Raw genomic sequence first — 21,480 nt, forward strand, 5'->3', positions numbered from 1 at the left:
CGATAAAACCATGAGGCACTTGAAATGAACGTATTGGGCAAAGTGATAGCTTTGGGCGCGCTGAGTGTTATGGCCGCCTGTACCAGCAATGATCCGTCGGCTCTGGGCGGCGGGTTTGGCAGTGGCGCAAACGGTGCTATCGCGCCGGGGTCGCCCAGCGATCCACGCTCACCAGCATATTTCCAGCAGACCATCGGGGATCGCGTGCTGTTCTCTGTCGATCAGGCAACACTGACGCCGCAAGCGCAGTCAATTCTGCAGGGCCAGGCCGAGTGGTTGCTGGCGAACCCGGATTACGTCGCCACCATCGAAGGTCACGCGGATGAGCAGGGCACGCGCGAATATAACCTCGGGCTGGGTGCCAAGCGGGCGAATGCTGCGCGTGAGTACCTGATTTCCCGTGGTGTCGCCGGGAACCGCCTGACGACTGTCAGCTACGGCAAAGAACGCCCGATCGAGATTTGCAGCACCGAGGAATGCTATTCCAAGAACCGTCGGGCGGTGACGGTGCTGACCGGTTCAACCTTGGGGTAAGACAATGAGAATTGCAGGATGGCTTCTGGCCGCGGTCATTGCGACTGCTGGTGTGGCGCAAGCGCAGGATCAGCAGACTCTGGCGGATATCCGGCAGGAGCTGACCGTGCTGCATGTGGAAATTCAGCGCCTTAAGCGTGAGTTTTCAACAACTGGTTCTCCGGCGCCGAATCTGTCCGGCAGCTCGGTCCAGGAGCGCGTAGATGCCATTGAGGCCGAGTTGCAGCGCCTGACACGTCAGACCGAACAGTTGAATCAGCGCGTACAAAATATCGTAACCGACGGCACCAATCGTATCGGAGACCTCGAGTTCCGCCTCGTCGAACTGGAAGGCGGTGATCTAAGCACGTTGGGTGAAACCTCGACATTGGGGGGCGATTCAGAGATTGCTGCAGCGGCCCCCTCAACGACAAACGCTCCTTCCACATCTGAACAGGGTGAATTGGCGGTCGGAGAGAGGGCCGATTTTGATGCCGCCGCACAGGCTCTGGCAGAAGGCAATTTCCAGGCCGCCGCTGATCAGTTCGCGCAGTTCGACACATCCTATCCCGGCAGCCCCCTTGCGCCCGAGGCCAATCTGAAACGCGGTCAGGCGCTGGAAGGGTTGGGCGACACGCGTGAAGCCGCCCGGGCATTTCTGGCCAGCTTCACAGGCGATTCCGAAGGTGCATTTGCGCCGGAGGCCTTATTTGAACTGGGTGCGGCACTTGGACGTCTGGGGCAGACCGATCAGGCTTGCATCACCTTGTCCGAGGTCGGAGTACGTTTTCCTGCCTCGGATACTGTGTCTGCGGCCACACAGGAAATGGCATCTTTGGGGTGTTCTTGACCCCGACCAACGGAACACTTCGGTCAGAACTACGCGCGCGGTTGCCTGAAAAGTTGCCGCCGCGTCTTGGGATTGCTGTCTCAGGGGGCGGGGATTCCATCGCGCTGATGTATCTGCTGCATGTCATCGCGCAGGCTGAACAAATCGAATTGTACGCGGCAACCGTAAACCACGGTTTGCGCCCCGAAGCCGAAGCTGAGGCCGCCCGCGTGGCGGAGCAGGCTATGGCTCTGGGTATTCCGCATGAAACTCTGGTGTGGCAGGGCTGGGACGGTTCGGGAAACCTTCAGGATCAGGCCCGTCAGGCGCGGTATCGCCTGTTGACCGACTGGGCGCGGCGCAATGGTATTTCGGCGATTGCACTGGGCCATACAGCGGATGATCAGGCCGAAACCCTGTTGATGCGGCTGGGCCGGTCGGCAGGGGTAACCGGCTTGTCTGGCATGCCATACGCGCGGGATCGCAACGGAGTGACATTGATGCGCCCGATGTTAGGGATCACCCGGAATACCCTGCGGGAATATCTGTCAGAAATCGGCGAAAGCTGGGTCGAGGATCCGTCGAATCAGGACACCCGATTTGACCGTATCAAGGCACGCGAGGCGCTTACCGGTCTCGATATACTGGGGATTTCTGCACAATCTCTGGCCCGAGTGGCTGAAAATCTTGCACAAGCGCGTGAGGCGCTGGCTTGTTTCACGCAAGAATCCGCGCGTAAAGTAGCGGCTGTTGACCGTGGGGATGTCTGCATCAACCGCAGCGGATTTGAACTGCTTCCAACAGAAATCAAAAGGCGTCTGGTTGTCGGGGTTATTGCCTGGATTGCCGGGCAGGGATATCCGCCGCGCGGGCCTGCGGTGGATCAGGCCGTGACGGCCATCCAGGAAAGCCGCAGCCTGACCCTGGCTGGTTGTCAGATGATCCCAAATGGCGATAAAACGTGGTTTTGCAGGGAACTAAACGCAGTGGCATCGGAAACCGCCACGCCGCAAAAGGTTTGGGATAACCGCTGGATTTTGTCAGGGCCCGAAACTCCGGGTGCCGAGGTGCGCGCGTTGGGAGAGGTCGGCTTGCCGCAGGTCCCGGATTGGCGCGCATTGGGAAAACCGCGTCAGGCATTGTTGTCTTCGCCTGCGGTTTGGGTCGGGGATCACCTGTGTTCTGCACCACTCGTTGATTATTCCAATGGGTGGGTGGCTGATTTTGCCCCGCAATGCCCCGAGTTTCACTCTTCGTTTTTATCGCATTGAACCTGCTTGAATCATCTCTATTTTATAGGACAACCCGGCAGACCCCCATCTGCCGAAATCTTTTGGGAGATTTTTCTTGGGCAACGCTCGTAACATCGCCTTCTGGGTCGTTCTGTTTTTGCTGATCCTTGCACTGTTCAACTTCTTCAGTGGACAGGGTGGAACGCTTCAGAACAACGAAAGAACCTATTCCGATTTTGTCAGCGCCGTGGAAAGCGGTGAGGTCAAGAATGTCACGCTGGATGGTGAGCAGATTCGCTATACCACGCAAAGCGGGGCAAACCTTGTGACCATCAAGCCCGGCGATGCCGAGGTCACCAAACTGCTGATTGATGAAAACATCCCCGTTCAGGCGGTGAAGCAGCAGCAATCCGGGTTCCAGTCGTTCCTGATCACCTTGCTGCCGTTCCTGCTGCTGATCGGCGTCTGGGTCTATTTCATGAACCGGATGCAGGGCGGCGGTAAAGGCGGCGCGATGGGCTTTGGCAAGTCCAAGGCCAAGATGCTGACCGAAAAGCACGGTCGCGTGACATTTGACGACGTCGCGGGCATCGACGAAGCCAAGGAAGAGCTGGAAGAGATCGTGGAATTCCTGCGCAACCCGCAGAAATTCAGCCGTTTGGGCGGCAAGATTCCGAAAGGCGCGCTTTTGGTTGGCCCTCCGGGCACTGGTAAGACGCTGCTGGCCCGCGCGATTGCGGGTGAGGCGGGCGTGCCGTTCTTCACTATCTCGGGTTCGGACTTCGTTGAGATGTTCGTGGGTGTCGGTGCATCTCGTGTTCGTGACATGTTCGAGCAGGCCAAGAAAAACGCGCCGTGTATCGTCTTCATCGACGAGATCGATGCCGTGGGCCGCCATCGTGGTGCCGGTTACGGCGGCGGTAATGACGAACGTGAACAGACGCTCAACCAGTTGCTGGTTGAGATGGACGGGTTTGAGGCCAACGAAGGTGTGATCATTCTGGCTGCGACCAACCGGAAAGACGTTTTGGACCCTGCACTGCTCCGTCCGGGCCGGTTTGACCGCAACGTGACTGTCGGCAACCCTGACATCAAAGGCCGTGAGAAGATTCTGGGCGTGCACGCACGCAAGACACCTTTGGGCCCTGACGTCGATCTGCGCATCATTGCGCGTGGTACGCCGGGCTTTTCGGGTGCTGATCTGGCGAACCTTGTGAACGAAGCCGCGCTGATGGCGGCACGTGTAGGCCGTCGCTTTGTCACCATGGAGGACTTTGAGAACGCCAAGGACAAGGTGATGATGGGGGCTGAGCGGCGCTCGATGGTGCTGACGCAGGACCAGAAGGAAAAGACCGCCTATCACGAGGCCGGCCATGCGGTTGTCGGCATGACGTTGCCGCTGTGCGATCCTGTCTACAAGGCCACGATTATTCCACGCGGTGGTGCGCTGGGTATGGTTGTCAGCCTGCCTGAGATGGACCAGCTGAACTATCACCGCGATGAGTGCGAGCAAAAGCTGGCCATGACAATGGCGGGCAAGGCGGCTGAAGTCATCAAATACGGTGAAGATCATGTGTCGAACGGTCCGGCCGGTGACATCATGCAGGCCAGCCAGTTGGCGCGTGCCATGGTGATGCGCTGGGGCATGTCCGACAAGGTCGGCAATATCGACTATGCTGAAGCGCACGAAGGCTATCAGGGTAACACCGCAGGCTTCTCGGTTTCGGCCCACACGAAGGAACTGATCGAGGAAGAGGTCAAGCGCCTGATTCAGCAAGGCTATGAGCGCGCGCATCAGATTCTGACAGATCAGAACGAGGAATGGGAGCGTCTGGCGCAGGGACTTCTGGAATATGAAACCCTAACCGGGGACGAGATCAAGCGCGTGATGAATGGCGACTCGCCCAGCGAAGGTGACGACGAAGGTGACAAGCCAGATGAAGGCAACGCACCCAGCGTGACGGCCATTCCGAAGACCAAGGTCAAGAAGTCTCCGCCCGAAGGTGGGATGGAGCCTGAGCCAACAGGCTAACGTTGTTCTAAAGATTTGGACATAAAGCAGGGCCGGGGGAATACCCCGGCCTTGCCACATGTTATGGGCTTGAATTGAGTTGGCTTGTATTCCAACTGCTGTTACGAAACCGCCAAAGATACATGAGATAGGTAGAGCAGGTGAGCGAAACTCGACTAGCAGGCAGATCAACCGGGTTTGACTTTGTCCCGTTCTGGATTGCGGCACTCGTCGCGGTGATCAGTGTAATTTACACATTGTTGTTTGCTGAGGATCTGAACGAACTGAAAACAGAAAGTGGTGCGGTGGAAATCGCGTCTGCTGTTTTGTGGGTTTTTGCCGCCATCACCTTTGTTTGGCTGGCACCAGTGCAATCCTTGATGCACAGGTGGCACGTGCCGGTGCTCTTTTTGCTGTTCAGCGCACGAGAGCTTGATTTCGACAAGAGATTCCTCAGTCAGGGAATCCTGAAAGCGCGGCTCTACAGCGGGGATGCCCCGATTGAGGAAAAGCTGATTGGCCTGGCCGTTATCATATTGATCCTGGTTGTGGTTGTTCGACTGGTCAGACGCAATTGGCGCGATGTATTATCGGGATTGCGGCAAGGTGTCGCCTGGGCCTGGGCGACCGTTCTGGCCGTGGGGTTAGCTGGCACGTCAAAGATGATTGATGGTGCAGGTCGCAAACTTGCTCCATTTGGAATCGAGCTCCCACCATCGGTGGATTTCGGTTTGTCGGTGACGGAAGAAGTCATGGAACTTGGATTTGTCGTCGTGGCAATCTTGGCCGTGTGCTTGTACGAACGCCGCAACACAGCGATTGCCGCAACTTAAATCTAGCATTGGTGATCCGTATCTGCTTTGACGGTGTCGTAGCATATCCGCAAGGCAAGGGTGTCATAGACATGCCGGTTTTAAAGAAAACAGAATACGCGGGGAATGTCGTCTGGCTGGGACATGTGCCTGCTGGTGAGTCTCTAAAGGCCCATTCCGTTGATGCACTGGATCTTGGTTTTGCAGGCGACAGGGGCGCCCGTCACGAAGGAAGCAATCGCGAATCCTGTGTGCGAGTAGGCAATGTCTACCCCGAAGGCACCGAGATCCGAAATGTACGGCAGCTCACCATTCTGTCTGCCGAGGAAGTGGATGCCATCGCCAAGGAGATGGGTCTGGATTACCTCGATCCCTCGTATCTGGGGGCCAGCATTGTGGTGCGAGGCATACCCGACTTCACCCACATCCCTCCATCATCGCGGTTGCAGGTGTCCGATGGCCTCACAGTTACTGTGGATATGGAGAACCGCCCCTGTGTCCTGCCGGGCCGTGAGATCGAAGCCGACCTGCCGGGCCACGGTGCATCCTTCAAACCTGCGGCCAAGGGCCGGCGGGGTGTAACGGCTTGGGTGGAGCGTCCCGGTACGCTGCGGTTGGGCGATCAGATGGCTCTGTTTGTGCCGGATCAACGGCACTGGGTACCAAAAAGGACAACCGTTTCCGATTAGAAACGGCCGAAGTGACGCAACGACGTTTCAAGGCACAATTATGTCGGAATTCATAGCCATTCGTTTTGTGCACAACGGTATGTGTTGCGCAGCACCGGCGCGCGGCGTCGGTTTTGCACGGAATTCAACCAAGGACTCTGGCCAATGAGCTACAAATCCGACATCGAAATCGCCCGCGAAGCGAACAAGAAACCGATTCAGGAAATCGGTGCCAAGCTGGGTATCTCCAGCGACGATCTGCTGCCCTACGGTCACGACAAGGCGAAGGTCAGCCAGGATTTCATCAACTCGGTTCAGGATCGCGAAGATGGCAAGCTGATCCTTGTCACCGCGATCAACCCGACCCCAGCGGGCGAAGGTAAAACCACCACCACCGTGGGTCTGGGCGATGGTCTGAACCGTATCGGTAAAAACGCGATGATTTGTATCCGCGAAGCCTCGCTTGGCCCGAACTTTGGTATGAAGGGCGGCGCAGCGGGTGGCGGTTACGCGCAGGTTGTTCCGATGGAGGAGATGAACCTGCACTTCACCGGCGACTTCCACGCAATCACTTCGGCCCACTCGCTTCTGTCGGCGATGATCGACAACCACATCTACTGGGGCAACGAATGCGACATCGACATCCGTCGCGTTGCATGGCGTCGTGTGGTCGACATGAACGACCGCGCTCTGCGTCAGATCACTGCCTCGCTGGGCGGCGTTTCGAACGGTTTCCCGCGCGAAGCTGGTTTTGACATCACCGTGGCATCAGAAGTTATGGCGATCCTGTGCCTGGCCAACGACCTGAAAGACCTCGAGAAGCGTCTGGGTGATATCATCGTTGCCTACCGCCGTGATAAAACTCCGGTCTACTGCCGCGACATCAAGGCCGAAGGCGCGATGACTGTTCTGCTGAAAGATGCCATGCAGCCGAACCTGGTGCAGACGCTGGAAAACAACCCGGCATTTGTCCACGGCGGCCCGTTCGCCAACATCGCGCACGGCTGTAACTCGGTCATCGCGACCAAGACCGCCCTGAAAGTGGCTGACTACGTCGTCACCGAGGCTGGCTTTGGTGCCGATCTTGGTGCAGAGAAATTCATGAACATCAAGTGCCGCAAGGCGGGGATCGCGCCTTCGGCTGTGGTTCTGGTTGCCACAGTGCGCGCGATGAAGATGAACGGCGGCGTTGCCAAGGCTGATCTGGGTGCTGAAAACGTTGACGCGGTGAAATCTGGCTGTGCCAACCTTGGTCGCCACATCGAAAACGTGAAGTCTTTTGGTGTGCCGGTTGTGGTCGCCATCAACCACTTTGTCACCGATACGGATGACGAAGTGCAGGCCGTGAAAGACTATTGCTCAGAGCATGGCGTCGAAGCGATCCTGTCGCGTCACTGGGAACTGGGTTCGGACGGCTCTGCGCCTCTGGCTGAGAAAGTTGTGGAAATCGTCGAGAACGGTGCGGCGAACTTCGCGCCGATCTATCCCGACGAAATGCCGCTGTTCGAGAAAATCGAAACCATCGCCAAGCGTATCTACCGCGCCGATGAAGTGCTGGCCGACAACAAGATCCGCAACCAGCTGCGCGAATGGGAAGAGGCCGGCTACGGCAATCTGCCGGTTTGCATGGCGAAAACCCAGTACTCGTTCTCGACCGATCCGACCCTGCGTGGCGCGCCGACCGGCCACTCGGTTCCGGTACGCGAAGTTCGCCTGTCTGCAGGTGCCGGCTTCATCGTGGTTGTCTGCGGTGAGATCATGACCATGCCGGGTCTGCCGCGCAAACCGGCTGCGGAAACCATCTGCCTCAATGACGCAGGTGAGATCGAGGGCTTGTTCTAAGCCGCCGAATAGGACATCTCGTGGTCCGGGGAATCCCCCGGGCCATGAGGAGATCACGATGCCCACTCTGACACCGCCGCAAGACTGCCATTCGATGCAGGAACTGCGGCCTCAGATCGACAAGCTGGACCGCCAACTGATCGAATTGTTGGTAACGCGGGTAAGCTACATAGACCGCGCGTCTGAGCTGAAGCCGGGCGAGGGCTTACCTGCTCGAATCCCGGACCGTGTCGAAGAAGTGGTGCAGCGCGTGCGTGCAAGTTCTGCCGAACTGGGAATGGACCCCGAACTTGCCGAACAGTTGTGGCGCATTTTGATTGACTGGTCGATTGCCCGCGAAGAGCGTGTACTCGGCCCAGACTGAATGACCGGGCGCCCCATGCGCCCGATCCGTTTTTGATAGAAGGGATCAAAAGATGGTAGCGCAGGTTATCGATGGGAAGGCCTTTGCCGCCAAGGTGCGCGGGCAGGTTGCCGATCAGGTTGCAAAGCTGAAAGAGGAAAACGGCATCACCCCCGGTCTTGCGGTGGTTCTGGTGGGTGAAGACCCTGCAAGCCAGGTCTATGTCCGCTCGAAAGGTAAGATGACTGTCGAAGTCGGCATGAACTCGTACGAGCACAAGCTGGATGCCGACACTTCGGAAAAAGACCTGCTGGCGCTGATCGATAAGTTGAACAATGATCCCGCCGTGCATGGCATTCTGGTCCAGCTACCGTTGCCCAAACATCTGAATGAGGATCTGGTGATCAACTCGATCGATCCGGCCAAGGATGTTGATGGCTTTCACATCTCGAACGTGGGTCTGTTGGGGACTGGTCAGAAGTCGATGGTGCCTTGCACTCCGCTGGGCTGCCTGATGATGCTGCGTGATCATCATGGTTCGCTGTCGGGTATGGATGCGGTTGTGATTGGCCGGTCGAATATCGTGGGAAAACCGATGGCACAATTGCTGTTGGGCGATAGCTGCACCGTGACTATCGCGCATAGCCGCACCAAGGACCTGCCGGACGTTGTGCGACGCGCCGATATCGTTGTGGCTGCCGTAGGCCGGCCCGAGATGGTGCCGGGCGACTGGATCAAGGAAGGCGCAACCGTCATCGACGTGGGCATCAACCGGATCGAGCGTGACGGCAAGAACAAGCTGGTAGGTGATGTGGACTATGCCAGCGCTGCCGAACGCGCCGGAGCGATCACCCCGGTGCCGGGTGGGGTCGGGCCGATGACCATCGCATGCTTGCTGGCCAACACTTTGACGGCTTGCTGCCGCGCAAACGGCCTGCCGGAACCCGAAGGACTGACAGCCTGATTACCGCTGAAAAGCACTTGTATTGTGGGCCGAAGGGTAGAAACTCTTCGGCCCTTTTGTTTCATTAATCTCGCATTAAGTTTGCCGGGATGGGGTTGGAATGCGCGTGCCTTCGATGATAAACAAATAATTCCAGCCGGTTACGAAGTGCATTAATCGGTCGTCGGAGGTTGAGGCTGGGCTCCGCAGACCGTTTTTGAGTTGGTATGAAATTCGACCTTCGCCCAATCCTGGCCGAAATCACACTGCGCAGAGCGATTGCAGGGCTTACCTTTCCACCATTGTTGGCTTGTGCCTTCCAACCCTTTCCGGCCCTCTATCTGACATTTTCTCAGCGCCTGGTGTTTTGGCTCGGTGTTGTGGGCTTGGCGTTGTGCGTGACGTGGATTGCCAGAAAAATGGCCCGGACAGTTTTAGCAGATTCGCATATATCCTGGCGCGATCTGGCATTGGCTGCATTCATTCTTGCGCTATTTGTTCCTTCGGTTTGGCTAATGTCCTACCTCATGTGCACTGTCGGAGGGCAACAAGCCCCGAACCTGTTGTCGGTGGCACCATATGGTGCGCTGTTCGCAACCGGGTTGCTTTTGGTGCGAGGCCATGATCAGGCAGAGCCAACGAAGGATGAGGTGGTTGCGATATTGCCACGCCTCGCAAAGCGGTTGCCGCCAACATTCGGCGGAGAGGTCTACCGCCTGATCGTCCGGGATCACTTTGTTGACGTTGTAACCTCCGAAGGCACATTCACCATCCGATCACGATTTACAGACGCGATCGCAGAAATGGAGCCAATGCCGGGTCATTGCACGCACCGGTCTCATTGGGTCGCTGATGATGCGATAGTCGGGGTCCAAAGGACGGGAGGGAGGGTCTTTCTGCGTCTGAAGAACGACGATCTGGTGCCTGTCAGCCGAAAGTACAAACCCATGCTAGAGCGCGATGGGATAGTCTAACCGAGGTTACCTTGGCATCGGAATGATCTGGGGCTGTAGACCAGTTAGAATGGCGATAGCCCGATCGCTCATCAAGCCGTTCAAAACGTGATCAGAGCTGCGGAGCCCACCGGTATACGTACCATAGGCTGGCAGGATCAGCCGCGCTTGATCCACCAGAAATGCAGGCCTTGTGATTGCGCGACCGCGGGCTTTAAATCGGGCTTTCGGATGATAGTGGCCTGAGACCTCGGATTGGGCTTCAGGTTGAGCGATATGTCGAAAGTTCAGGGGGCCAAATTTGCATTCGGACAGATGCGTGCCACCCAGATCAATCGGGCCGGGATCATGGTTACCCTCAATCCAGATCCATCGCCTGCCGGCTTGCAGGGTCGTGATAGCCTGCTTCTCTGATGAATCCATCGCCATTGATGCGTCCAGGTCGTCAAAACTGTCACCAAGGCAGATTACAGTACCGGGATTGGTTCGGTCGATATCAGCGGCAAGGCGTGTCAGGGTATCCTGACTGTCGTAAGGTGGCAGGGTTGGACCGCCCCGGCGTGCGATGCGTTCGGACTTGCCCAGATGCAGGTCGGACACGCAGAGCAGGTTTTGCTCGGGCCACCACAATGCCCCTGATCCCAGAGCAGACAAAGATTGTCCGGCAAATGAAAACGTCACTTCGTTCATGATACGTTCTTTGCGCGTTTTAGTTCAGGGTGCAAGCGCTATTGGTGGGGTTGCAACCCTGCGGCCTGCAACAAACGTGCGCTTTCTTCGGCCAAAAGACGTTCCTCGGCGGCGCCTTTGACCGGAACCTTGCCGACCTCAAGAAACAGCGGCGCAGCAAGGGGCGAGACACGATCCAGCCTCAGCAGATCAATGCGGTCTCCGATACGGGCAATCATCGCCTCGATCCGCCCAAAATCGACCAGACCGCGCATGGCCTCTTCGCGTGTGATCTGCATCAGCAGGTGGTCACGGTCATACTTCAGTAGCGTGTCATAAAGGATATCCGAAGAGAATGTCGCCTGCCGCCCGCTCTTGCGTTGACCCCCGGTGTTGCGTTCGATCAGCCCGGCAATCGTGGCCGAGGCGCGGAATGTCCGCTTCATTACCGCGTTGCCAGCCAGCCACGTCTCGAGCCCGTCGCGCAAGGCTCCCAGCTGAAACAGCGGGCGCGGGTCCGTTACCGCGTCCAGCCCCCAGATCAGTGTTGCATAGTCAGTGGCCACGAAACCCAGCGGGGCGAGCCCGGTTTCCTCCATCCGCTTGGTCAACAGCAACCCCAGCGTTTGCTGCGCGTTCCGTCCGGCGAAACCGTAGACACACAGATGCTCACGCCCGTCATTGGGAAAGCTTTCGATCAACAGCCGGTCGCGTTGGGGCAGGCGGGACATGTCGCGTTGAAGCGCAAGCCAGTCGGCCGTATGTTCAGGCAGTTGTGGCCAATCGGGCTGCGCAAACATCCGCAGGATACGGTCGCTGAGCTGCGTCGAGGTGGCGAATTTCGTACCTGAGAACACAGCGACCTTGGGCTTGCGATCCGCGCGGCGGCTGACCTCAACGACCATTTCGCGCAGCCCCTCATAGCGCACGATCTGGCCACCGATCAAAAAAGTGTCTCCGGGGGTGAGAGAGGCCGCAAAACCTTCTTCGACCTCGCCCAACGGTTTGCCACCACGATTGCGTTTAAGGCGAACTTTCAATGTGTCCGTGTCCTGAATGGTGCCCAGATTCATGCGGATACGCTGGGCTGCACGGGGGTCACGCAATTGCCACCGTCCATCCGGGCGCTGCTGCAACCGCTGCCAGCGGTCATAGGCGCGCAGGGCGTAGCCGCCGGTTGCGCAGAACTCCAGGCAGGCATCGAATTCCATCCGGCTTAGCTGAGCGTAAGGCCCGGCCGCGGTCATTTCCGTAAACAAAACGTTTGCGTCGAACGGGCCTGCTGCGGCTGCAATCAGGATATGCTGACACAACACGTCGCGGGGGCCGGGGCCGCGCGGCTCACCGTCCAATTCATGGGCCTTGGCGGCCTCAAGCGCAGCGACGCACTCCACGACCTCAAACCTGTTAGCGGGCACCAGCAGGGCCTTGGAGGGCGCGTTGTAGCGGTGGTTTGCCCGACCGATCCGTTGAACCAGACGTTTGACGTTTTTGGGGGCACCAATCTGGATCACCAGATCAACGTCCCCCCAGTCAATGCCCAGATCCAGACTGCCGGTGCAGACAATGGCACGCAGGTCTCCGCGTACCATGGCAGCCTCGACCCGTTCGCGCTGCTGACGGTCAAGACTGCCGTGGTGGATACCAATGGGCAGACCGTCCTCGTTGGCGAGCCAAAGGTTGTGAAAGAAAATTTCGGCCTGGGCGCGTGTGTTGTGAAAGATCACCGTGGTCTTGTGCTGCTTGATCTGGTCTAGCACCGCTGGGATCGCGTAAGCCGCACCCCCACCTGACCATGGGGGAATCTCCTGTGTTTCCAGCATGCGGATATCCGGGTCAGGGCCGGGGTCGGCCTTTACGATCTGGCAGGGATCGGGGTGCCGGGCCAGAAAACGTGCGATGGCTTCGGGGTCCTCGACCGTGGCCGAAAGCCCGACCCGGCGCAGATCAGGGCACAGGGATTGCAGCCGAGCGAGTGCCAGCATCAACTGATCCCCACGCTTGCTTTCAGCCAACGCGTGGATTTCGTCAACGATCACCCGTCGGACACCGGCAAACATACGTGGTGCGTCCTCATACGATGTCAGCAGGGCAAGGCTTTCGGGTGTGGTCAGCAGAATATGCGGTGGGTCCACCCGCTGACGCTTTTTCTGCGTGGCCGAGGTGTCACCGGTGCGGTCCTCGATGCGGATGGGCAGGCCGATCTCGTCCGCCGGGCCGCGCAGGTTGCGGCGAATGTCGGCGGCCAGTGCCTTTAATGGCGAAACGTAAATGGTGTGCAGGCCTGTGTGGTCGTGTTGTGACAGCTCGGCCAGAGTGGGCAGGAACCCAGCCATTGTCTTGCCACCCCCGGTCGGAGCGATCAGCAATGTCGCGGGGTCCGAGGCCCGGTCGAACATGTCTTGCTGATGGGGGTGGATGGACCAGCCCTTGGCGGCAAACCAATCTGTAATGCGGGCGGGAATCTGCGTCATGTGCGCAGATTACCCGGCCCGTCAGGAAATTGGCACGGCGTTATTTGACGATTTTCTCGTCTTTTACAAACATGTTGGACCATGCGCGGTCGATCAGGTCGGGGCTCATCTGATAGGGGATGCCTTCGAATTCGCAGATCGAGATCATCTGATCGATCAGGAAGATCGGCTGATAGTTCGCATAGGTATTGCTGATGGTTGGGTATTTGACCTTTAACAGGTGTACCAGTGCGGCTTCGTCCAGTGGCATGCCGCGTTTGCGGGCCACCATTGCGAAGATTTTAAGGAAATTCTCTTGGTTCGGGCCGTCGATCTTGATCTTGAAGAAGATCCGGCGCAGGGCCGCTTGGTCGAAAATCTCATTTGGGTGGAAGTTGGTCGAGAAGATAACCAGCGTGTCGAACGGCACTTCGAATTTCTCACCCGATTGCAGACCGAGGATGTCCTTGCTTTCTTCCAGCGGAACAATCCAGCGGTTGATCAGAGCTTGCGGCGGTTCCTGCTGACGTCCAAGGTCATCCACAATGAAGATGCCGCCGGTTGATTTCAGCTGCAAGGGGGCCTGATACGTCCGCGCTGTAGGGTTGTAGACCAGATCCAGCATGCTGAGTGACAATTCACCACCCGTCACAACCGTTGGCCGCTCGCACTGAACATAGCGCGAGTCGAACCGCTTGCGGCGGCGCAGGCTATTTGGATCATCGGGTGCCTGTTCGATCGCGGTGTGAACGATTGGGTCATATACGGTAATCACCTGACCGGCATATTCTATAGCATAGGGCACATAGACATTGTCCCCCAGCGCGTCCCTGATTCCGTTCGAAATCGACGACTTACCGTTGCCCGGAGGGCCATACATCAGGATTGACCGACCGGCACTGACCGCCGGGCCCAGATGGTCCAGCAGGCTGTCGGGGAGAACAAGATGGCCCATCGCTCCGACAAGTTGGTCGCGGGTAACCTGAATGTTGCGGATCGATTGGCGTTTGACCTGTTCGCGGTAAACATCCAGTGGTACGGGCATGGCTCCGAAATACTCTGATTGGCTCAGCGCATCCAAAGCGCGCGCCTTTCCGGCATCGGTCAGCTGGTAGCCCATCTCATTGCCGCTGTTGGCGTTGAGCGTACCGGTGGCTTCGAGCAGCTTTTGCTCGCGGGCCATGTCAATCAGCTCCTGCGTGACGGAACCGGGTAGACAGATGGCCTGAGCGATCTCGCTCACGGTGTCCACGTTCTTGCGGAAGATTGTTTTCAACATGATGTCGCGCATCATGATGATGGGCAATTTCATTTCGCCCAAACCCTTGGGGGCAGGGGGGGCCATTACCGAGGTTGTCTGCATATTCATGAGCGTTGCCCGCCTATCCAGTAATCACGCAAAGAGCCCCGAAAAGGGCTGGTTACGGAAAAATTTGGCGGTGATTTGTGTCAGCACCAAGGCAGGGACAAGGCGGGTTAATGATAGTTTACGAGCCGTAAACAGTGCCCATGATCAGATAGATAGCCAGGCTGCCGCCTAACGAGAAACCCATTGGAAATTGTTTGGTCCGGTTCCAGCTTTCCCAATTCGGCGCGATGCTGCGCAGCGGTGTGTTTCGGGCCAGTCTATGAGTGACAAAGGCCGCAACGGTGGTTGACGCGAGAATGAACATCATCAACGTGTAATCACCGGGCCATACAAAGGGTGCAGCCGCGGCCAGAAACTTAGCATCGCCGGCCCCCATTATGCCCGCTGCGTTGAACAGAATGCCCAATATCAGGACAATCAACACATGCAGCAACTGCCAGATATACGGGGGCAGCGAAACCTGTAGCGGACCAATCCCGCCCTGGGTCCATTCGGTCGACCACGGGGGTAAAACAAACAAGCCGAGAACGACAAAGACCAGAAACAACGCGACAACGGCGTGGTTCTTGATCAGCATGTCCTTTAGATCCGTATATGCCACATAAAAACAGATGGGCAGAACGAACGGAAGGAACCACAACGCAGCAAGCGCGGGGATGTTCATCGATCAGGCTTCCTCAAGGGCGCGCAGCGAACGGACGGCTTCGTCATAATGCTGAGGATGCGTGGCAATCGCTTCGCGGAAGAGGTTTTTAGCCGTAGCGACATCGCCCTGCTTAACCGCAGAGATCGCCATCGTGTTCAGCAACATGGCCCGTTCAATCTGGGACATGGGAACAACCGGCATGCTGTAGTTGCCCTGGGCAGCCCGGGCCAGCACCAGATTGTTCTTGGCGGTGAACAGGGAATTGTCCTGACGGATTGCATCGGTAAACAGACGTTCAGCTTCGGCATATTGGCCGCGAGTCAGTTTGGAATAACCCCAGTTGTTCATGACGCTGCCGGGCCGCGTGGTCAGACCCACCGCGGTTTCATAGAAATGATCCGCGCGCTTCCAATCCTTTCTGGAATCGGCCACCACGGCCTCAAGCCGGTATCTTTTGAAGGTTTCGAATGTCGGCGGAATTGAATCCAGAACTGACTTGGCCTGGCTCCAGTTCCCGGAGCGAACCAAGGCGTCCGCGTATTCGACCCTGTCTGTGTTTGTGACGCCTTTCATCGAGGTCACTTTTTTCCAAGCTGAGGCCGCCTCGGTTGTTCGTTTTGCGCGCGCCAGAGAAATCGCCAGACCCCGCTGCAGGTCAATCCGATCTGGGTTCTTGGAAGTTGCACCTTGGAAGTAAGTCACCGCCTCGTTTGGATCAGCGGCGGTCAGCAGAACCTCGTTCAGGTTGGTTTCATCGATGACGTTTATTTCCTGAAACGTGCGTTCGACCTTTTCTTCTTCGGTCTCTTTTTCGCAGGCCGAAAGAACCAGCCCGCACATCACGATAGACGGAATCAAGAAATGTTGGCGCATTTTCGCGTCCCTATACTGCTCTTGCCTATATTACGGGAGCTTGCGAAGCCTGAATTGTCCGTCGCCTAGCTGCTCCAGCGTATATTCTTGTTCTTCTTCGACAGTATTAACAGGATTTTCCATTTTTGCGAGCGCTAAGCGCAGATTGTCCCGGATTGCGTCACTTTCGCCATTGTCCAACGCATACGCACGTTGGAATACATTTGCCGCTTCGGGGTATTCGCCTTTTTCGACCAGCAGGACACCAAGATTGTTCCATGGGGCAGGCCAGTCAGGGTTGTTATCAACAGCGCGACGCAGCAAATCTTCGGCCTGCCCAAGGCGCCTGAGACCAAGGTTTGCTGTGCCCATTGAAGTCAGAATCTCTGTCGTCATTCCCTGGTCCAGCGCGGCGCGGCTAAATGAATCCAATGCCAGTTCGTACTCTCCGGCCGCCATCAGCCGATTTCCGACCGTGATTTCGTCGACGCTCTGACCTTTCGGATCGATTCCCGGAGCATCGAGATCGCCTGACAACCCCGTATCAGTGCAAGAGGCCACCATGGCGAAAACCATGGCGGCCTTAAATGCTTGGGGTATCCCGGATCGGACGCGCCTGACAATCAAGAACATTTAGTTTTTTAGCCACCGCCTGAAAATTTTGCGAGGTTGTTTGCCGAAGGCCCGACCAGAATGACCAGCAACGGCGGTACCGTAAGCATCATTGTGGCAAGTGTCATTTTAGTTGGCAACTTATTCGCGGCCTCTTCCGCGCGCATTACGCGTTTGTCGCGCATCTCACCGGCGTAAACCCGCAACGCTTCAGCGATTGATGTACCAAATGTTGCCGATTGGATCATGACGGTCACAAATGCACTAACGTCTTGCACGCCGCAACGCGTTCCGAAATCACGCAGGACAGTGTCTTTTTCTTTGCCGGCTTTCAATTCATAAGCGACGACTTCGAACTCCTGCGCAATTTCCGGGTAGGAGGCTTTCATCTCAGCTGCCACCCGTACAATTGCCTGATCCAGAGATTGACCGGCCTCGACGCAAACCAGCATGAGGTCCAGCGTATCAGGGAAACCGGCAGTGATTGCCTCTTTGCGTTCTTCTACACGGCGCGTGATCCAATAGCGTGGCAGGTAGTACCCCGCTGCTGCTGGTATCAGAACCCGGACCCCCATCTGCGTGCTGGTAAACTCCTGGTCGCCAGCAAGCACAGTCACCAACAAAACGCCGATCAAGATGCCAACGATTCCCAGTGCAAATTGAGCAAAGTGGAAGAAGCGCACCGAATCCTTCGAGTGATACCCGGCTTGACGCAGCTTGAGCTGCATGGCGGACAGCTCTTCTTCGTTCTGGGGTTCCAGAAATGTTGCAAACTTTTCAAGCTGCTCGTTGCGGCTGGAATTACGCAGCTTATCCTTTTTGTCTTTTTTGTTTTGCTTCGGCGCGGAATTCGACCGTTGCAGTTTCTTCAGCGGATCCTCACGCTGGTTCATCATTATGGGAATTGTCACCAGGATCATGAATAATCCCAGCACACCAAGGACAATAACCGGCCCGAACTCGCCCAGGTGCTGTTTCAGCATTTCATTGACTTGGGTCATGATTTCCATAGCGGTGTCCTCAAACCTTGATGTTGGTCAGAATTTTCATGACGATGATGTTCAGCGTCAGCATGATTCCGACAAAGAAACACGCCGGAATGAACCAGGGATGATCTAGCACTTCGTCATAATATCCGGGGTCTGAGACCAGAATGAAGACCAGGCAGAACAGCGGGAAACCTGACAAAAATTTGCCCGACCATTGTGCCTCGGCGGTGATAGCCTTGACCCTGCGGAACAAGCGGAATCGGGCACGGATTACCTGAGCAAGACCGGCCAGGATCTCGGCAAGGTTACCGCCTGATTGCTGTTGGATACCAACGGCGACGGACAAAAACCGCAGGTCCTGCATATCCAGTCGTTCTGCCAGATCTTTCATGGCTTCGCTCACGTCGCGACCATAAGCGCATTCATCAGCGATTACGCCGAATTCAGTAGCCAGCGGGTCTTGCACTTCATCCGCAACTATCTGGATAGACGAGACAAAGGGGTTACCAACGCGCAGGGACCGGACCATAAGTTCAACCGCGTCAGGCAGTTGTTCTTCCAGAAGGGCCATGCGTTTATTCGCTTTGCGGCTTACCCAAGTGTAAACGCCACCGACCCCGATCGCCACCGACAGCGCCACCCGAAGGACTACTTCGGTTGCGGTGCCGATACTAAGGCCTGCAAAAGCAAAGGCTGACACCAGGACCATGATCATGATCAATTGCCGGGGGCTGAACGCGATTGCCGCCTTTTGCGCCTTGTCAGCCAGCAGCGAATAGAGCGGTATGCTCTGCGATTTCATGTGCTGCTGCATTTCCTTGCGCAGCTGCTCAAGAACCTGTTCACGCCCGACCCCTTTATCGAGCATGTCGAGACGACGATTCACCCGGCTGTTCAGGCTGATAGACTTGCCGAACGCCACCAGGTAGATGCCCTCGACCAGAAAGAACACCGCGACGAAGATCACGACATATATGAGTGCCTCAACAGGCAGTTGCATGATCAGATCTCCTACATTGTCGTTGGTTCGTAGATCGACGCGGGCAAGTCAAAGCCCCACAGGCGGAAGCGCTCGGAATAGTGGCTGCGCACGCCAGTGGCGGTGAAATGACCGATGATCTTGTTGTCGGGAGTCAGTCCAACACGTTGAAAACGAAAGATTTCTTGCATGGAGATCACGTCACCTTCCATGCCGGTAATCTCGGTGATCGAGGTCATGCGCCGCGACCCGTCTTGCAAACGGCTGGCCTGTACGATCAGGTTTACAGCGCTTGAAATCTGGCTTCGGACGGCCTTGATCGGCATCTCGATACCTGCCATCGCGATCATGTTCTCAAGTCGGGAAATCCCGTCACGGGCCGAGTTGGCGTGGATCGTGGTCATCGAACCATCGTGGCCGGTGTTCATGGCCTGCAGCATGTCGATCACTTCGGCGCCGCGAGTCTCGCCCACGATAATGCGGTCAGGGCGCATACGCAGGGCGTTCTTCAGACAGTCACGCGGGCTGACTTCACCTTTGCCTTCCACGTTTGGCGGACGGCTTTCCATCCGGCCAACATGAGTCTGCTGCAGTTGAAGTTCGGCTGTATCCTCGATGGTCAGGATGCGCTCGGCGTCGTCGATAAAGCTGGACAGGGCGTTCAGAGTGGTAGTTTTACCCGAACCGGTACCGCCGGATACGATAATATTCAGCCGGGTGGACACGGCTGCTTGTAGATAGGCGGCCATTTCTTCGGTGAAGGCACCGAAATTCACCAGGTCATCGATTCCCAGCTTGTCTTTTTTAAATTTACGAATTGAAACCAGCGAGCCATCGACGGCGATCGGTGGAACCATCGCGTTGAAACGGGATCCATCGGCCAGACGCGCGTCAACATAGGGATTGGATTCATCAACACGACGACCCACGGCGGAAACGATCTTGTCGATGATCCGCATCAGGTGCTTTTCGTCCTTGAATGTGATGTCGCTGATTTCCAGCTTGCCGTGACGTTCCACGAAAATCTGTTGTGGGCCGTTGACCAGAATATCGTTGACCGAATCGTCCTGTAGCAACGTCTCAAGCGGACCAAGGCCGGTCACTTCATCATACAGTTCTTTGTTCAGCTGAGAACGATCTTCGCGATTCAGAACGATATTGCGAGATTCCAATATCTCACTGGAAATTGCGCTGATTTCAGCGCGCAATTCGGCTTCACCAGCATTTTCGAGCGCTGCGAGGTTCAGGTTTTCTAGCAACTCTCGGTGTAACTCGACCTTGATTTCGCTGAGGCGCTCTTTGCGTTTGCGTTCGCGGTCAGATCCGACTGGTTCAGCGGCCTTCTTCTTAATTGGTCGCCGGGCGACGGCATTGGCCGTCGCGGATTGTTCAGCAGGCTTAGGCGCTTCTGCCTGGGCCTGTGCCGGGGGTTGAACCGGCTGCGCTTCGGGCTGTTTCTTGTATCTAGAAAACACGGCGGCTCCCTCCCTTTTTGGAACGTATTACGCGGCTTCTGCGTCGCTGCTTCCCAAGCTGTGAAGCGATTTCGCGAGTTTTGCGATTTCCCGCCGCAGCGGGTTCTTGGCTGCGGAATTTGCCAGCGGCAGACCATGATCACCGCTTTGCATAACGGGCTTCCCACCATCCGGCAGTTGCAGGTCAATCGAAATGCCCAGGCTTTCACCCATCCGCTTAACCCGGCTCTTTCCGTTCAGGTCCGTAAATTTAGGCGCACGGTTCAGTGCAAAGCGCAATTTGTTGAACGGCAGCTCTTCGGCTTGCAGAGCACGCTTAAGACGCAGTGCGTTCTGGGCCGAACGCATGTCGAGTTCGATCAGCGCGAAATAAACATGTGCGGCCTGAAGGATATTTTCGGACCACTGAACCAGCGTCGAAGGCATGTCCACGATCACATAGTCGAAATGACGGCGGGCTGTGTCTACGACACGTTCAATATCTTCCGGGGTAATCAGGTCCAGCGGGACCATATCCGACGGTGCAGTCAAAACCTGCATTTTGTCTTCATAAGTCTGCAAAGCCTGCGAGAACACTTCGTCATCCATCGATGCCGTGTCTGACAGCATCTCAAAGACGGTCTCTCGGCGCGGAAGATCCAGATAGGTCGAAACGGTGCCGAACTGCAGGTCCAGATCTAGCAGACAAACAGAGGGTGCCTCTTTGCTGGAAACGGTCGCCAGTTCCCATGCCAGATTTACCGCCAAAGTGGTTGAACCCACACCTCCGGCAAGACCATGCACAACAAAAAGTGCACCTTCTTTCGATTCGCCCTGCGTCAGCGGGACTGCGGTTTGTTGAACTGCGACCGGGTCAGGTTTGTTCATCCGATCAATGGCTTCCTGCAACTCTCCTTCGGGAAGAGGGTAGGGAACGAACTCATCCGCACCCTTGCGCAGCAACTGATGCAGAGACGCCGGTGTGACGTCTTCGGCAATCAGAACGACCTTGATATTCTTTTCCTTGGCGCGTGTGATGATCTCACCCATCAGAGACAGGTTGTCTTCATCTTCTCCATCAATCGCCAGTGCAACGAATTCCAGAGAATCGGCGTCCGGTTGGCTGAAAAAAGCAAGCGCTTCTGCAAAGCCCAGATCGCCCCAGCGTTCGCCTAACGCGGCTTCCATATCTTCGATCAGCAAATCAAAATTCTGCACATCACGACTGATGGTACAGGCCAGGATGGCAGTATTATTGTCTTCAGGCGATGCGCTCGTCATTCACACAATCCTTATCGTGAGGGCCGATCA

20 protein-coding genes are annotated in these 21,480 nt (G+C 56.7%); 10 read left to right on the forward strand and 10 right to left on the reverse strand.

What is annotated here, in order from left to right; all coding sequences use genetic code 11:
* Positions 1 to 24: 24 nt before the first annotated feature.
* From pal to ACR0IY_RS14025, 10 genes are all read left to right on the forward strand, one after another.
* Entirely contained in the window at positions 25 to 534 is a 510-nt protein-coding gene (gene pal, locus ACR0IY_RS13980) for a peptidoglycan-associated lipoprotein Pal (protein WP_480674276.1), read from the forward strand.
* 4 nt (positions 535 to 538) lie between these two features.
* Positions 539 to 1,363 (forward strand): tol-pal system protein YbgF, encoded by an 825-nt coding sequence (ybgF, locus tag ACR0IY_RS13985; protein WP_480674278.1) that lies wholly within the window; start codon positions 539 to 541, stop codon positions 1,361 to 1,363.
* Complete coding sequence (tilS, locus tag ACR0IY_RS13990; RefSeq protein WP_480674280.1) at positions 1,354 to 2,613, forward strand: tRNA lysidine(34) synthetase TilS; 1,260 nt, start codon at positions 1,354 to 1,356, stop codon at positions 2,611 to 2,613. Before ybgF ends, tilS begins: the two co-directional genes overlap by 10 nt.
* 76 nt (positions 2,614 to 2,689) lie before the next feature.
* Positions 2,690 to 4,606 (forward strand): ATP-dependent zinc metalloprotease FtsH, encoded by a 1,917-nt coding sequence (gene ftsH / locus ACR0IY_RS13995; protein WP_480674282.1) that lies wholly within the window; start codon positions 2,690 to 2,692, stop codon positions 4,604 to 4,606.
* A gap of 140 nt (positions 4,607 to 4,746) precedes the next feature.
* Positions 4,747 to 5,418, forward strand: a complete 672-nt coding sequence (locus ACR0IY_RS14000) for a hypothetical protein (RefSeq protein WP_480674284.1) — start codon at positions 4,747 to 4,749, stop codon at positions 5,416 to 5,418.
* A gap of 71 nt (positions 5,419 to 5,489) precedes the next feature.
* The gene (locus ACR0IY_RS14005; protein ID WP_480674286.1) at positions 5,490 to 6,086 is read left to right on the forward strand and encodes an MOSC domain-containing protein; all 597 of its coding nucleotides are present in this window, start codon (positions 5,490 to 5,492) and stop codon (positions 6,084 to 6,086) included.
* Positions 6,087 to 6,230: 144 nt separating this feature from the next.
* Positions 6,231 to 7,907, forward strand: a complete 1,677-nt coding sequence (locus ACR0IY_RS14010) for a formate--tetrahydrofolate ligase (protein ID WP_480674287.1) — start codon at positions 6,231 to 6,233, stop codon at positions 7,905 to 7,907.
* 58 nt (positions 7,908 to 7,965) lie between these two features.
* Positions 7,966 to 8,271 carry a chorismate mutase gene (locus ACR0IY_RS14015; protein ID WP_480674289.1) on the forward strand — a complete coding sequence of 102 codons (306 nt, stop codon included), beginning with the start codon at positions 7,966 to 7,968 and terminating at the stop codon, positions 8,269 to 8,271.
* 52 nt (positions 8,272 to 8,323) lie between these two features.
* Positions 8,324 to 9,214 (forward strand): bifunctional methylenetetrahydrofolate dehydrogenase/methenyltetrahydrofolate cyclohydrolase FolD, encoded by an 891-nt coding sequence (gene folD / locus ACR0IY_RS14020; protein WP_480674291.1) that lies wholly within the window; start codon positions 8,324 to 8,326, stop codon positions 9,212 to 9,214.
* 206 nt (positions 9,215 to 9,420) lie between these two features.
* Complete coding sequence (locus tag ACR0IY_RS14025) at positions 9,421 to 10,167, forward strand: LytTR family DNA-binding domain-containing protein (protein WP_480674292.1); 747 nt, start codon at positions 9,421 to 9,423, stop codon at positions 10,165 to 10,167.
* Between the two features lie 6 nt (positions 10,168 to 10,173).
* Here the strand turns inward: ACR0IY_RS14025 and pdeM are convergent, their stop codons facing one another.
* From pdeM to ACR0IY_RS14075, 10 genes are all read right to left on the reverse strand, one after another.
* On the reverse strand, positions 10,174 to 10,836 hold the full coding sequence (gene pdeM / locus ACR0IY_RS14030; protein ID WP_480674294.1) for a ligase-associated DNA damage response endonuclease PdeM: 663 nt from the start codon (positions 10,834 to 10,836) through the stop codon (positions 10,174 to 10,176).
* Positions 10,837 to 10,874: 38 nt separating this feature from the next.
* Entirely contained in the window at positions 10,875 to 13,289 is a 2,415-nt protein-coding gene (locus ACR0IY_RS14035) for a ligase-associated DNA damage response DEXH box helicase (RefSeq protein ID WP_480674296.1), read from the reverse strand.
* 40 nt (positions 13,290 to 13,329) lie between these two features.
* The gene (locus ACR0IY_RS14040; protein ID WP_480674298.1) at positions 13,330 to 14,637 is read right to left on the reverse strand and encodes a P-loop NTPase family protein; all 1,308 of its coding nucleotides are present in this window, start codon (positions 14,635 to 14,637) and stop codon (positions 13,330 to 13,332) included.
* 118 nt (positions 14,638 to 14,755) lie between these two features.
* Positions 14,756 to 15,301, reverse strand: a complete 546-nt coding sequence (locus ACR0IY_RS14045; RefSeq protein WP_480674300.1) for a prepilin peptidase — start codon at positions 15,299 to 15,301, stop codon at positions 14,756 to 14,758.
* 3 nt (positions 15,302 to 15,304) lie between these two features.
* On the reverse strand, positions 15,305 to 16,156 hold the full coding sequence (locus tag ACR0IY_RS14050) for a tetratricopeptide repeat protein (protein ID WP_480674302.1): 852 nt from the start codon (positions 16,154 to 16,156) through the stop codon (positions 15,305 to 15,307).
* Between the two features lie 30 nt (positions 16,157 to 16,186).
* The gene (locus ACR0IY_RS14055) at positions 16,187 to 16,711 is read right to left on the reverse strand and encodes a tetratricopeptide repeat protein (protein ID WP_480674303.1); all 525 of its coding nucleotides are present in this window, start codon (positions 16,709 to 16,711) and stop codon (positions 16,187 to 16,189) included.
* A gap of 65 nt (positions 16,712 to 16,776) precedes the next feature.
* Positions 16,777 to 17,757: a type II secretion system F family protein gene (locus tag ACR0IY_RS14060; protein ID WP_480674305.1), complete on the reverse strand. Its 981-nt coding sequence runs from the start codon at positions 17,755 to 17,757 to the stop codon at positions 16,777 to 16,779.
* Positions 17,758 to 17,767: 10 nt separating this feature from the next.
* Positions 17,768 to 18,736: a type II secretion system F family protein gene (locus tag ACR0IY_RS14065; RefSeq protein WP_480674307.1), complete on the reverse strand. Its 969-nt coding sequence runs from the start codon at positions 18,734 to 18,736 to the stop codon at positions 17,768 to 17,770.
* A gap of 11 nt (positions 18,737 to 18,747) precedes the next feature.
* A complete protein-coding gene (locus ACR0IY_RS14070; protein ID WP_480674309.1) occupies positions 18,748 to 20,190 on the reverse strand; it encodes a TadA family conjugal transfer-associated ATPase in 1,443 nt (480 codons plus the stop codon).
* 27 nt (positions 20,191 to 20,217) lie between these two features.
* Positions 20,218 to 21,450 (reverse strand): CpaE/TadZ family protein, encoded by a 1,233-nt coding sequence (locus ACR0IY_RS14075; RefSeq protein ID WP_480674311.1) that lies wholly within the window; start codon positions 21,448 to 21,450, stop codon positions 20,218 to 20,220.
* Positions 21,451 to 21,480 lie beyond the last annotated feature (30 nt).

The organism is Ruegeria sp. BC1 (assembly GCF_056539305.1).

Excerpts from the sequence above, each read along its gene's own strand:
- ACR0IY_RS14010 (WP_480674287.1), top strand. The coding sequence starts at position 6,231 with ATGAGCTACAAATCCGACATCGAAATCGCCCGCGAAGCGAACAAGAAA.
- ACR0IY_RS14025 (WP_480674292.1), top strand. The coding sequence starts at position 9,421 with ATGAAATTCGACCTTCGCCCAATCCTGGCCGAAATCACACTGCGCAGA.
- ACR0IY_RS14055 (WP_480674303.1), bottom strand. The coding sequence starts at position 16,711 with ATGGTTTTCGCCATGGTGGCCTCTTGCACTGATACGGGGTTGTCAGGC.
- ACR0IY_RS14015 (WP_480674289.1), top strand. The coding sequence starts at position 7,966 with ATGCCCACTCTGACACCGCCGCAAGACTGCCATTCGATGCAGGAACTG.
- ACR0IY_RS14005 (WP_480674286.1), top strand. The coding sequence starts at position 5,490 with ATGCCGGTTTTAAAGAAAACAGAATACGCGGGGAATGTCGTCTGGCTG.
- ACR0IY_RS14045 (WP_480674300.1), bottom strand. The coding sequence starts at position 15,301 with ATGAACATCCCCGCGCTTGCTGCGTTGTGGTTCCTTCCGTTCGTTCTG.
- folD (WP_480674291.1), top strand. The coding sequence starts at position 8,324 with ATGGTAGCGCAGGTTATCGATGGGAAGGCCTTTGCCGCCAAGGTGCGC.
- ACR0IY_RS14075 (WP_480674311.1), bottom strand. The coding sequence starts at position 21,450 with ATGACGAGCGCATCGCCTGAAGACAATAATACTGCCATCCTGGCCTGT.
- ACR0IY_RS14035 (WP_480674296.1), bottom strand. The coding sequence starts at position 13,289 with ATGACGCAGATTCCCGCCCGCATTACAGATTGGTTTGCCGCCAAGGGC.
- ybgF (WP_480674278.1), top strand. The coding sequence starts at position 539 with ATGAGAATTGCAGGATGGCTTCTGGCCGCGGTCATTGCGACTGCTGGT.
- ACR0IY_RS14050 (WP_480674302.1), bottom strand. The coding sequence starts at position 16,156 with ATGCGCCAACATTTCTTGATTCCGTCTATCGTGATGTGCGGGCTGGTT.
- ACR0IY_RS14060 (WP_480674305.1), bottom strand. The coding sequence starts at position 17,757 with ATGGAAATCATGACCCAAGTCAATGAAATGCTGAAACAGCACCTGGGC.
- ACR0IY_RS14065 (WP_480674307.1), bottom strand. The coding sequence starts at position 18,736 with ATGCAACTGCCTGTTGAGGCACTCATATATGTCGTGATCTTCGTCGCG.
- pdeM (WP_480674294.1), bottom strand. The coding sequence starts at position 10,836 with ATGAACGAAGTGACGTTTTCATTTGCCGGACAATCTTTGTCTGCTCTG.
- ACR0IY_RS14040 (WP_480674298.1), bottom strand. The coding sequence starts at position 14,637 with ATGAATATGCAGACAACCTCGGTAATGGCCCCCCCTGCCCCCAAGGGT.
- pal (WP_480674276.1), top strand. The coding sequence starts at position 25 with ATGAACGTATTGGGCAAAGTGATAGCTTTGGGCGCGCTGAGTGTTATG.